This is a genomic window from Bacillus sp. FSL R5-0439 (genome assembly GCF_038008805.1).
Classification (GTDB): Bacteria; Bacillota; Bacilli; order Bacillales; family Bacillaceae; genus Bacillus; species Bacillus safensis.
Genome location: NZ_JBBOZW010000001.1, coordinates 253641 through 265140 on the forward strand (window position 1 = coordinate 253641; position 11500 = coordinate 265140).

Annotated in this window: 11 protein-coding genes; 7 read left to right on the forward strand and 4 right to left on the reverse strand. The window is 43.7% G+C overall.

The genetic code is table 11. From position 1 onward, the window contains the following. Positions 1-64: 64 nt before the first annotated feature. Positions 65-1282, reverse strand: coding sequence for a multidrug effflux MFS transporter (locus tag NST59_RS01430; RefSeq protein ID WP_058837249.1), 1218 nt, complete (start codon positions 1280-1282; stop codon positions 65-67). A gap of 213 nt (positions 1283-1495) precedes the next feature. On the opposite strand from NST59_RS01430, the gene NST59_RS01435 reads away from it, so the two are divergent. Then, positions 1496-2032 (forward strand): GNAT family N-acetyltransferase, encoded by a 537-nt coding sequence (locus tag NST59_RS01435; protein WP_058837250.1) that lies wholly within the window; start codon positions 1496-1498, stop codon positions 2030-2032. Positions 2033-2091: 59 nt separating this feature from the next. Here NST59_RS01435 and NST59_RS01440 read toward each other — a convergent pair whose 3' ends face one another. Next, the gene (locus NST59_RS01440; protein WP_039176190.1) at positions 2092-2295 is read right to left on the reverse strand and encodes a hypothetical protein; all 204 of its coding nucleotides are present in this window, start codon (positions 2293-2295) and stop codon (positions 2092-2094) included. Between the two features lie 111 nt (positions 2296-2406). Between NST59_RS01440 and NST59_RS01445 the strand changes: the two genes are divergently transcribed. Continuing rightward, complete coding sequence (locus NST59_RS01445; RefSeq protein WP_341039744.1) at positions 2407-2943, forward strand: DUF402 domain-containing protein; 537 nt, start codon at positions 2407-2409, stop codon at positions 2941-2943. 37 nt (positions 2944-2980) lie between these two features. On the opposite strand, the gene NST59_RS01450 is transcribed toward NST59_RS01445, so the two are convergent. Continuing rightward, positions 2981-4594: a S8 family peptidase gene (locus NST59_RS01450; RefSeq protein ID WP_039176194.1), complete on the reverse strand. Its 1614-nt coding sequence runs from the start codon at positions 4592-4594 to the stop codon at positions 2981-2983. 187 nt (positions 4595-4781) lie between these two features. Here NST59_RS01450 and NST59_RS01455 point away from each other — a divergent pair, with 187 nt between their 5' ends. From NST59_RS01455 to NST59_RS01470, 4 genes are all read left to right on the forward strand, one after another. Then, complete coding sequence (locus NST59_RS01455) at positions 4782-6263, forward strand: amidase (RefSeq protein ID WP_064498779.1); 1482 nt, start codon at positions 4782-4784, stop codon at positions 6261-6263. A 37-nt stretch (positions 6264-6300) separates the two neighbouring features. Further along, on the forward strand, positions 6301-6873 hold the full coding sequence (locus NST59_RS01460; protein WP_231730800.1) for a TetR/AcrR family transcriptional regulator: 573 nt from the start codon (positions 6301-6303) through the stop codon (positions 6871-6873). Between the two features lie 80 nt (positions 6874-6953). Next, positions 6954-7976: a quercetin 2,3-dioxygenase gene (locus NST59_RS01465; RefSeq protein WP_058837254.1), complete on the forward strand. Its 1023-nt coding sequence runs from the start codon at positions 6954-6956 to the stop codon at positions 7974-7976. Positions 7977-8134: 158 nt separating this feature from the next. Further along, a complete protein-coding gene (locus tag NST59_RS01470; RefSeq protein ID WP_047203435.1) occupies positions 8135-9268 on the forward strand; it encodes a zinc-dependent alcohol dehydrogenase in 1134 nt (377 codons plus the stop codon). A gap of 21 nt (positions 9269-9289) precedes the next feature. On the opposite strand, the gene NST59_RS01475 is transcribed toward NST59_RS01470, so the two are convergent. Then, positions 9290-9727: a MarR family winged helix-turn-helix transcriptional regulator gene (locus tag NST59_RS01475; protein WP_039176203.1), complete on the reverse strand. Its 438-nt coding sequence runs from the start codon at positions 9725-9727 to the stop codon at positions 9290-9292. A 262-nt stretch (positions 9728-9989) separates the two neighbouring features. On the opposite strand from NST59_RS01475, the gene NST59_RS01480 reads away from it, so the two are divergent. Beyond that, positions 9990-11498 (forward strand): class I adenylate-forming enzyme family protein, encoded by a 1509-nt coding sequence (locus tag NST59_RS01480; protein WP_341039752.1) that lies wholly within the window; start codon positions 9990-9992, stop codon positions 11496-11498. Positions 11499-11500 lie beyond the last annotated feature (2 nt).

The window sequence follows — 11500 nt, forward strand, 5'->3', positions numbered from 1 at the left end:
TGAAAAAAGACAAAGAGCTAAAATCAAGATCATTTTAGCCCTTTGTCAACAGTCTGAAACCCGCTTATGCGGGTCTTTTTTTCGCTCGGGCCACAAAGAAGAAATAACAGCAAAGTGCGCCTAGATCACAAAGCATAATGATCAGACCCATTGGAAAGGCTGTTTGGCTTCCGGCTAGTCCGACAAGAGGTGTCATGCAAGCGCCTAGCAGCATTTGCGCCACACCGATCAGTGCAGCAGCACTTCCTGCATGTGCCCCGTGATGCTGCATCGCAAGAGACGGTGCAGAGGTGCCGACAATTCCAACGCTTGATACCACAAAAAACAGCGGAATGAGAATACCGTACAATCCTGCATCAATCGAGATCATGAAAAATAAAGTCACTCCCCCTAACGCAGCTGTCAGCAATCCAATGCGAAGGACTTTCTCTTCACCGATTTTCGCAGCGACTCGGGCAAATACTTGTCCAGCCGTGATGATTCCAAGACTATTTACCGCAAATGCTGCACTAAAGCCTTGTGGAGAAAGGTTAAAAATATCCTGGAGCACAAACGGTGAACCTGAAATATACGCAAACATCGCTGCGAATACAAGACCTTGTGAGAGTGCATATCCAACAAAGAGACGATCACTGGCTAAAATTTTCATCGCGCCTGCAATCTGTTGAAAGCCCCCGGTCTGTCTACGCTCCGCAGGTAAGCTTTCTTGCAGTGAAAAGATGGATCTCAGCAGCATCAATGCCCCGAGAATTCCGAGTAGGACAAATACACCCTGCCATGTCGTGAAGCGTAAAATTTGTCCGCCCGCAATAGGTGCTGCTGCCGGAGCCACCCCGTTGACTAACATCAGCAGTGCAAAGAATTTCGTCATTTCTGATCCTTCATAATGATCTCGCACGATAGCTCGTGCAATCACAATGCCTGCTGAACCAGCAAGTCCTTGAATCAATCTAAGAAGAATGAACATCCAAATCGATGTGACCACTGTACAAAGAAGTGATGCCGCTATAAAGATAATCAAGCCAATCATCAGCGGTTTTCTTCTGCCGATCGTATCGCTGATCGGGCCTGCAATCAGCTGGCCAAGCGCCAGTCCAATGAGACAAGCCATGAGACTTAATTGGGACAGCGCCGTACTTGCCTCAAAATCACGAGCAATATGAGGCAATGCAGGTAAATACATATCCATTGCCAGCGGAGCAAGGGCTGTTAAAGATCCAAGCAATGCGGCAAGGAGAAATCGATTTTTTTTCGATTCTTGGGGATAAGATAAAGAACTCATATGATGACAACACTCCTCGTATACTTCCTCAACACAGCATAATGAATCGAGCGTTCCTTTTCAATGAAAAATTTTCAAAGATGTTTCCGTGCAAAATGATTGATCTTTCGAATGAGACTCTTTACATTGAATGAGTAGAGAAAAGAGTAAGGCTATCACATGCAGTGATTGCATGATACGTATATCCACTAATAGAGAGCAGGAGGTGCTGACATGAAGCAGCAAGAGCTAATCATTCGTCAAGCAGTCAAAGAAGATCATGAGGCCATCAGGAGCGTGCTGATCAAATCCTATGCACAGTATGCGCCTCAATTTACAGAGGAAGGCTGGCAAGATTATTCTGCCGCGCTTGCAGCAGCTGTAGATAATCCGAACATGGAGCTGATGCTGGTGGCGGAGCTTGATGGCAAGGTTGTGGGGACGCTTCAAATGTTCCGTTCATCAGAGCAAGCATATGACAATCCAGAAATGGGCATTACATCAGCCATCGTCCGGTTTTTAGGAGTAGATCCCGATGTGAGGGGAAAAGGAATTGCAGAGTCCTTGCTGCGTAAAAGTATTGAACTAACGCAATCATGGGGCGAAAATGTCCTGTATCTGCATACATCTGATAAAATGCAGGCCGCCATTCGCCTATATGAAAGAATGGGCTTTGAGCGTGCGCTTGATAAAGATTTTGTGAGCTCGAGTGGGACGCATGTCAAGAGCTATCAATATGTGATCAAGAAAGAACAGCCGGCAGGTTCATAATATAAACGTGCAGCAAAAGGAAGAGCTTACGTCCATGGGCAGCTCTTCCTTTTTTCAATTTACGCCCACAGTGCCAGCGCCCAATATGATACCCCCCATGAGATGAAACCGAACATGACAAAGAATTTTAACATGCGCTCATAAGGAGACAGCTTTCGTTCTCTCTTCGTTTTCACTAGCTGCCAATAAAGGGCAAAGCCGCAAATCATGAGGATGATTTGTCCAAGCTGTGTAAAGTTTTCAAGAATCGTGATTCCGTTCATTTCTTTTCACCTCATCATTCATCTTCCAGAAGTAAAAGCGCAATCCTTTATTTCTTCAAAAAAAATCGGTGTATACTAGAAAGAAACGAGTGTTAGAGGGAGTTGTGCATATTGTTTTCGCTGCATGCGGATCGTTGGGATGAAGTCATCGAGAGAAAAATCAAATACGATCAAAAAGTTGTGGAACATACCTGTCAGCTGTTAGACGCACAGAAGCAGCAGGCTGTGCTGTTTCACAAGATTGAAGACCCGTTTACGATGAGGGCAGGTGATGGTGCTCTGACCATTCCAAAAGGGAGCTATACGACCGCTTATTATTGGAAGGGTCGTCCTTACAACATATATTTCTGGAGAGATGATCAAGGGAAGGAACTAGGATCTTATCTTAATATGGTGGGAGATACTCAGTTCAACGGCCAGCTGGTCATGTTTGAAGACCTCATTATTGATCTCCTCGTTCTTCCGAATGGTGATGTCTTTGTGCTGGATGAAGATGAATTGCCGGAGAGTTTAGCGGATTTTGAACACGGTTCGGTGCATCGGGCATTAAAGGGCGTGATGGCTTCGTTAGAAAGCATTCTCGATCAAGTGAGGGCAGATGCCGAAGGAAAATATCATCACAGTTTGTTTGAGCCGATGTTGAAATAGAAAAAACGATTCCTCGCTGAAAGGAATCGTTTTTTTGTTAAACCTTAATACGGTTTAATCGTTTTTGTAAATTGGTTTTTGTTTTGGAGGCTTTTAGCTGTTTGACAGCGCTTTGGGCCGCTGCTTTTGTTTTCTTTGTTCGTTTCGCTTCCGCTTTTTTGACCTTTTGTTTAGCGTCTGTCACTTTCTTTTGATAAGCGACTTGTTTTTTGACTTTGTCGAGCCGGTTTTGCAGGCTTGTTTTTTCTTTGCCTTTGTTTAGTTTTTTGATGGCCGTTTGAGCACTTTTAATAGCGCCCTGTGTTTTGTTTTTTTCGGCTGTTTTGACCTTTGCACGTGCCGAGCGGATATCAATGGCTGCTTGGACTTTCTTCACCCGTTCTGTGAGTGCTGTTTTTTGTTTGCTTGCAGTGAGCCGGCCAATTCTTGTTTTGGCTTGATTGACATCTTCCTGCTTTTTAGATGTTTCGGCTTTTTTAACAGCACTGGCAGCAGCCTTTAAAAAGGAGGATTGCGGCACATATTGCACGCGGCCATAGCCGAATTGTGGATCCCTCCCTTTTGCACCAAGATCCACTGTATAGCTGCGCAATAAAGTGCGAAGCTGTGCATTTGTTTTCTTCGGATGAAGCTGCTTTAACAGTGCCAGCATTCCTGTGACATGCGGTGCAGCTTGTGATGTACCCGTTGCATACCAATATTCATTTTTTAAATAAGTGCTGATGACGTTCTGGCCAGGGGCAGAAAATTCAATCCCTTTCCCTGTATTCGAGATAGACGCGAGTTTGTCTTTGTCAGTCGTTGCAGATACGGCAATGACGCTATTGTAAGCGGCAGGGTAGCTAATATGATTCTTTTTCCCATCATTTCCGCTTGCAGCGACTACAAGTAGTCCTTTTTTATAGGCTTCATCCACTGCTGAACGCAAGATGGGGATATTGTCTTCAAAGCCTAAACTTAAATTAATAATGTCCATCTTGTTGGTAATCGCCCAATCGATGCCTCGAAGCAGACTATATAGATCGCCTTCTCCCGTTTTATCTAACACTTTCACAGCATACAGCTTCACACCAGAAGCGACGCCAACTGTTCCATAATCGTTATTAAGCGCACCAATCGTGCCGGCGACATGTGTGCCATGTCCTTCATCATCTTTATAAGAGGATGTGTAGTTCACGAATGATTTACCGCCGGCTACCTTTAAATCCTCGTGTGAGAAAATGCCAGTATCTAAAACGGCTACTTTTACATTTTTACCAGTGACGCCTTCTTTTATTGCTTGTTTTATATTGAGTTTTTGCAGGTTGTAAGATTTTTGTACCAATGCATCCTGATTAGTAGCAGCGGCTGTTTTCTTCACAGTAGAAGCTGCGAGTTTAACCTTTACGTTTTTTGAGACGTAAGCGATGTTTGGGTCTTTTTTGAGTGAGGTGACCGCTTGTTCATCTGCTGTCACAGCGACCGCGGGAAGATGTATGTACTGTGCGTTCACTTTCTCACTTTCCTCAATAGCTGTTTGTTTCCCTTTTTGATTTTTATAGACGATGATAACATCTGTTTCTTTTGACGGTGCAGCTGCCTGCGAATGGAAGGGCAAAGCAGTTGTCAGCGCAAGAAGAAACGCGATGACGATCAATATTTTCCTTTTCAAGGCGTGGCTCCTCTCATCCGATGATCTCGGTCTTTTTTTCTCTATTATATCGGAGAAAGCAGAGGGATGGGATAGTAGAATTGTCGTCTTGTTGAGAAAGTTATTTTTACTAGTAACCTGAAATTGAAATTCATAGAATTCTAGTAGACAATAGAGACATCAAGATAAGAGAAAGAAGGACATGCTGATGAACGTAAAAGAGTATATGACGTATGATGCGACTGGCTTAGCAGCACTTGTGCGGAATAGGCAGGTAACGCCCGAGGAGCTTATGCAGGCTGCATTTAATAGATTGAATGAGGTCAATCCAGAACTAAACGCTGTGATACAGACGAGACAAGATCAAGTTTTAAAAGATATCAAGGAGTTACATGAGTATCAGCCATTTGCAGGCGTTCCGTTTGTGCTGAAAAATATATCACAAGGGATTAAAAACGAACCGCTGACAGCAGGCGCTTTGCTGTTAAAGGATGTAAAAGCCAACTCGGATTCGCACTTTGTTGATCGATTGAAGCAGGCTGGTTTTCTCATGATTGGGCATACAAATACACCGGAATTCGGTTTAAGAAATGTGACGGAACCTGCGTTACATGGGCCAACGAGAAATCCTTGGAATACGGACTATTCTCCAGGCGGCTCAAGCGGCGGGACAGCAGCAGCTGTTGCAAGCGGCATTGTACCTGCTGGCGGAGCAAGTGATGGCGGTGGTTCCATTCGGATTCCAGCCTCCTTTACCGGTTTGTTCGGTCTTAAGCCTACGCGGGGAAGAACGCCGGTAGGCCCAGGCGCAGGAAGGCAGTGGCAAGGGGCTTCCATCGACTTTACACTCACAAAAACCGTGCGGGACAGTGCAGCCCTTCTTGATCTTCTTCAAGTCATTCAGCCCGAAGCTGCTTTCCAAACTCCGTTATACGATGGCAGTTACCAAGAGGATCTGGTGAAACGTACATCTTCTATGCGAATTGCTTACAGTGTAGAATCTCCAGTTGGCACGAAGGTCAGTGAGGAAGCGAAGCAGGCGGTTCAGCAAACAGTGAAATGGCTGAGTGAGCAAGGTCATCAAGTAGAAGAAGCCAAGCCGGAAATTGATGGGGTTCATCTCATGCAGCAATATTACGTGATGAACAGTGGAGAAATGTCTGCGTTATTCACTTCCTTGGCTCGTTCCTTAGGGCGTCCAGTAAAGCCGGAGGAAACGGACATCGTGGCATGGGTGCTGGCGGAGGCTGGCAAGAATGTGACCGCAGCTGCTTATACAGAAAGTCTTGATGCGTGGGATCGGGCTGCTGCACAAATGGCGTCATTTCATCAAACCTACGATCTCTATGTGACACCAGCTACTGCCTATTCAGCTCCAAAGGTTGGTGAGCTTATGCATTCAGATCAGGAAACAGCCGAACTTTTACGTGTGTCATCTCTTTCAATGCAAGCACAGCAGGATCTTATTTATGATATGTTCCTCAAGAGCTTGACCTACACCCCATTTACACAGCTTGCCAACTTAACAGGTCAGCCATCAATGAGTGTACCGGTTCATCTCACTAGCGCGGGCATGCCTTTAGGGGTACAGGTGACAGCGCCTAAAGGGAAAGAGGACTGGCTGCTCAGGCTTGCGGCGGAAATGGAGACATCCTCGATTTGGAAAGGAACTAGACAATTAAATCGATAACGCATGATAAGCGACTTTGGTCTATGGAGGGAAAAGAGTGTCACACGTGAGTACGAAGGATAAAATCATTCAAACGGCAGCACTTCTTTTACGTAAACAGGGATACCATGCGACAGGATTGAATCAAATTATCAGAGAGAGCGGCACACCTAAAGGCTCTCTTTATTATTACTTTCCAAATGGAAAAGAAGAGCTGGCCATTGCATCTGTTGAATACATTAGTCAAAAGGTCATCAATCAAATTGAAGAAGGCTTTGCTTATTCGGATGATCCGTATATTGCCATCGATCGTTTTATGACAAACATCATTCGAGGATTTATGGAGAAAGAAAGTGAAAGAGGGATTCCAATTGTCTTGCTGGCGGCAGAGTCAAAGCCGGAAAACACGCAGCTCCATGTTGCATGCAAACAAGAAATGATCCGCTGGCAGGAGCTTGTAAAAGAAAAGCTAATGAACAGCGGGTATGAAGAAAACAAAGCGGATGAGCTGGCTTCTCTCCTTCACTCAATGGTAATCGGTGGTCTATCGATGACGACTGCACTCAAACAAACGACCCCTTTAGAACACGTAAAAAGTTACCTTAGACACTTATTTATGCGAGAAGAGTAAAATCTCTCGCATATTGTCTATCTATTATATCAATTGGTCTATATAATATAGATAGTCAATTCGTCATGAGGAGTGATGGGATGTCGGAGCAACCGCAATCGATCAAGCAATCCGAAGGTACCTCTTTTTATACCATGTCTGGTTCAGGAAAACTGTATGGGCTGGAGAATCAGCTTGTTCAAATGCTGGCAGAAGCAAATCAAACGAATCAGCTGTTTGAGCTTGCCTTAATCACAGGTGGGAAAGGAGCTTATTTCCCGCTGCACTGTCATGAGCACTTATTTGAAACCATTTTTGTGCTGGAAGGAAAGCTTGAAGTGATGCTGGACGGTAAAAAATACATGGTAACTGCCTTTGATTATATTCATATCCCGCCCAAAACGATTCATGGCTACAGAATGCATAGTCATAAAACAAGATTTATTTCATATACGCTGGGCGGAAAAATGACAGATGTCTATCAGCAAATTGGGAAGAGGCTTTTTCAGAATGAATGTTCTATGATGAATCATGCTTTCGATGCAGCCAGTTTTCAGCAGGCTGAAAAAGAAAGCGATATCATCCTGATGCATGGAATCAGAGAACTGTCCAATACAACGAGGCCCTCCGTTTTATTTCATAGTCAGCTCCCTCAAAAGGTGCAGCCTTATGTATTAGAGGCTGGTGAAGGGAAGCAATACATCATTGATGGTCAGATTCATGAGCTGATTGCAACAGTAGAAACAACAGGGGGCGGATTCAGTCATTTTGTGATTGAAGGAGCGAAGGAGAAATATTTCCCGCCGCATTATCATCAAGTTCATACTGAAGCGCTCTATTGTGTTGAAGGGAAAATGAACCTTCATTTGAATGGAGAAGATATTTGCTTGATGCCGGGTGACTTTGCCTATATCCCGCCTGATACGATTCACTCTTATGAATTTATGTCTCATTCAAATAAAATGTTGGTTTTGCTGCTACCAGGAGAAATTGAGCAGGTGTATGAGCAGTTTGAAGAATCTCCAAGACAAAGTATATGTCCCTATTTTATTCAAGAAGGGAATTTCATGTTCAATCGGGAGACTTCAACTCAATATGATTTGTTTTTTGTCGAAAAGGAATAAGTGTGTAACGCGTTACACAACATTATGAGTCTGTCGAAACAATCGACAGGCTTTTTTTGTTTTTTGCCTCCTCCACATAAATTTCTCATTTGATGAATGAAGCATTCATTCAAGGTGAAGCTATGTAAAGATGACTTGAGCTAAAGGAGGAAATGCATGTGAGAGCCGTTACTTATCAAGGGAAAAATAGCATTGCAGTGAAAAAAGTAGATGCACCGTCGATTCAAGATCGAGAAGATGTGATTATACGGATTACATCGACATCAATTTGTGGATCAGATTTACATTTGTATCAGGGGAATTTCCCGCTTCCAATCGGCTATGTGATTGGGCATGAACCAATGGGGATTGTGGAGGAAGTTGGCCCGGATGTCACAGCCGTAAAAAAGGGAGACCGTGTCGTCATTCCATTTACCGTTGCATGTGGTAAATGCCAATATTGCGATCATCACTTAGAAAGCCAATGCGACAACTCAAACCCGCACTACGACTCGGGTGGACTTTTTGGCTATAGTGAGAAATATGGGAATTATCCCGGAGGACAGGCAGAGTATTTACGCGTACCTTTTGGAAATTACACCCCGTTTAAGATTCCAGAGGATTGTGAGCTGGAGGATGAACAATTGCTGTTCTTATCAGATGTCCTGCCAACCGCCTATTGGAGCGTAGAGCACGCAGGTGTGAAAAAAGGCGATACGGTCATCGTGCTAGGCTGCGGACCTGTTGGGTTAATGGCACAGCAATTTGCTTGGCAAAAAGGGGCGGAACGTGTGATAGCGGTCGATTACATCGATTACCGCCTGCGGCATGCAAAACGGATGAGCGGCGTGGAGGTTTTTGACTTTACAGAAGATCCCGACATGGGAGAAACGTTAAAGGAGCTCACAAAGGGCGGGGCCGATGTTGTGATTGATTGTGTGGGAATGGACGGGAAGAAGTCGCCGCTTGAAAAAATTGAGCAAAAGCTCAAGCTGCAAGGCGGAACGATCGGACCCATTCAAATTGCCACAAAAGCCGTTCGCAAGTGCGGAACAGTGCAGATGACGGGTGTGTACGGCGGCCTGTACAATATGTTCCCATTAGGTGCTTTTTTCGCAAGAAACGTCACCTTGAAAATGGGCCAAGCCCCTGCTCGAGGATACATGTCAAAACTCTATCAAAAAGTGACAAGCGGTGAAATCGATCCAAGAGCCATAATCACACACAAATTGCCATTAGATGAAGCTGCTCATGCGTACCACATCTTCAATGACAAACAGGATGATTGTATAAAGGTCGTCTTAAAGCCATAAAAAGAAGGCTTAGGAGTATTCCTAAGCCTTTAATGTGTGCTCATCCATCATTTTTTCGATTAATTCAAAAAATGTTTTTTTATCTTCCTCTGAAAGGTGGTTGAACAATTGATTCACAAGCAGCTGGCGATTGTCGATCATTTGTTTAGCAATTTGTTCACCCAATTCAGAGAGTTCAATCCACACAGTCCGGCGGTCATTATTATTTCGAGAGCGGATAATCAGCCCTTCGTCTTCTAAGTGATTGAGAGCGGTTGTTGTTGCAGAGGGAGATAATGAAACTTCCTGAAGAATATTTTTCACAGTACATGATTGATGGCGGTAGATGATACGTAAAATAAATCCTTTAACATTCGTAACGTTTTTCGGAATATTTTCTTCATCTAATTGTTTCGTCGCCTTTAAATACTTTGTCAGTGCATGGTCTAACAAACTTGCCTCTAGCTCGAAATGTTGCATTCTCCATACCTCTTTTCCTATTGCATTCGCATTTTCCGATCAATTACTAGGTCTATCTTATCATAATAATCATCATAATTTAAACCAAAATGGAAGACGGCTATAAAATTACCTATATTATCAATTAATAAAAAGAACAATTCCAAAATGAAATGATTTTACTTTCAGCTGTTTTTATTTTAGAATGTGAATGAGATAAAATCTGCCAACCCAATTCGCTGGAAATTGGCTATTGGAAATCAAACGTTTGGAGATGAAGATATTGAATACTTTACAGGCATTACTAAACGACAGAATGGAACGCTCTTCACAAATTGAGGCGGTAACTGGCGGAGGTGTGTCTTATACATTTGAAGAATATGCAAAACGCATCGACCAGCTCGCTCATTACTTACATCAAAAAGGAATTCGAAAAGGCGATCGCGTTTGCTTTATTTGTCAAAACCATCATCACTTTTCAACGATTATGCTGGCAGCCATTAAAGCAGGTGCAGTCGCAGTTCCGCTTAGCTGGCAGCTTACTTCTTTTGAGCTGGAAGGGATTTTGAAAAAAGCAGAGCCAAAGGCTTTATTCTTTGACCGAGAATTCCGTGACATTATTGCTGCGGCGGATGTGTCTTTAGACAACTGCCTCATGGTAGAATCTGGTGTGAATGCGAAAACAACGCAGCTGTTTGAAGATATATTGGCTTCAAATGATGGCAGTGATCTTGCAGAAGAGGTATCAGAGGAGGATCTAGCGATGATCTTATTTACCTCTGGGACAACGGGTAATCCAAAAGGCTGTATGGTTGGACATGGACGAATCTATCAATTTTTAACAAGACGTGGGAATCGAGGATTTGACTTGAAAGGAAAGCGGTACTTAGCGAGTCACCCTCTGTATCATATGAGTTCAATTAATCACCTGATCGCCGCTGCGATTGAAGGGTATACGCTTGTTTTCTTACATGAGGCAACACCGAAGCGCATTTTAGAAACAATTGAAAAAGAAAGAATTACGTTCATGATGGCTTTCCCTTCAGCTTATACGTACATGTTGGAAGAAATGAAGCGTGGTTCGTATGATCTTTCATCCTTTGAAATTGCGATTTCTGGCGGTACGAAGGTGCCGGTCCGTTTGATTAAGGACTACAAAGAAGCAGGCATTCAGATGATGCATGGCTACGGAAGCACGGAAGCATGGGTTGTCAGTGCGTGGCATCCTGCGATGGGCGAGGATAAAATGGGCTCTGCTGGTAAAGTGGATCCAGATGTAGAAGTGAAAATCGTTCATCCTGAGACAGAGGAAACACTGCCAGCTGGAGAAATTGGCGAAGTCGTCATGAGAAGTCCGTTTTATTTCTTAGGCTATTATCATCAGCCTGACGCAACTGCGAAGGTACTCAAAGATGGATGGTTCCATATGGGAGATGCAGGCTATCTAGACGAAGACGGTTTTCTATTTATCACAGGCAGATACAAAGATGTGATTTTATACGGCGGAGATAATATCTACCCAGATCAAGTAGAAGAAGTCATTGAACAAATTCCGGGTGTGATTGAATCAGCTGTCATCGGGGTGCCGGACGAATTATATGGTGAAGTACCAAGTGCATATATCATAAAAGACGAATCCGCCGATTTCTGCGAAGAAGATGTGGTGAACTATTGTCAGGAACGTTTGGCCGATTACAAAGTGCCATCCATTCATTTCATCAGTGAACTGCCAAAAAACAAGCTTGGTAAAATCATGAAGAAAGATTTACGTGAATTGGTTGTGAATGCTTAGTA

What these genes read in the sequence shown, in the direction of transcription:
- NST59_RS01430 (WP_058837249.1), bottom strand. Translation starts at nt 1,282, where the DNA reads ATGAGTTCTTTATCTTATCCCCAAGAATCGAAAAAAAATCGATTTCTC.
- NST59_RS01435 (WP_058837250.1), top strand. Translation starts at nt 1,496, where the DNA reads ATGAAGCAGCAAGAGCTAATCATTCGTCAAGCAGTCAAAGAAGATCAT.
- NST59_RS01440 (WP_039176190.1), bottom strand. Translation starts at nt 2,295, where the DNA reads ATGAACGGAATCACGATTCTTGAAAACTTTACACAGCTTGGACAAATC.
- NST59_RS01455 (WP_064498779.1), top strand. Translation starts at nt 4,782, where the DNA reads ATGAACGTAAAAGAGTATATGACGTATGATGCGACTGGCTTAGCAGCA.
- NST59_RS01465 (WP_058837254.1), top strand. Translation starts at nt 6,954, where the DNA reads ATGTCGGAGCAACCGCAATCGATCAAGCAATCCGAAGGTACCTCTTTT.
- NST59_RS01475 (WP_039176203.1), bottom strand. Translation starts at nt 9,727, where the DNA reads ATGCAACATTTCGAGCTAGAGGCAAGTTTGTTAGACCATGCACTGACA.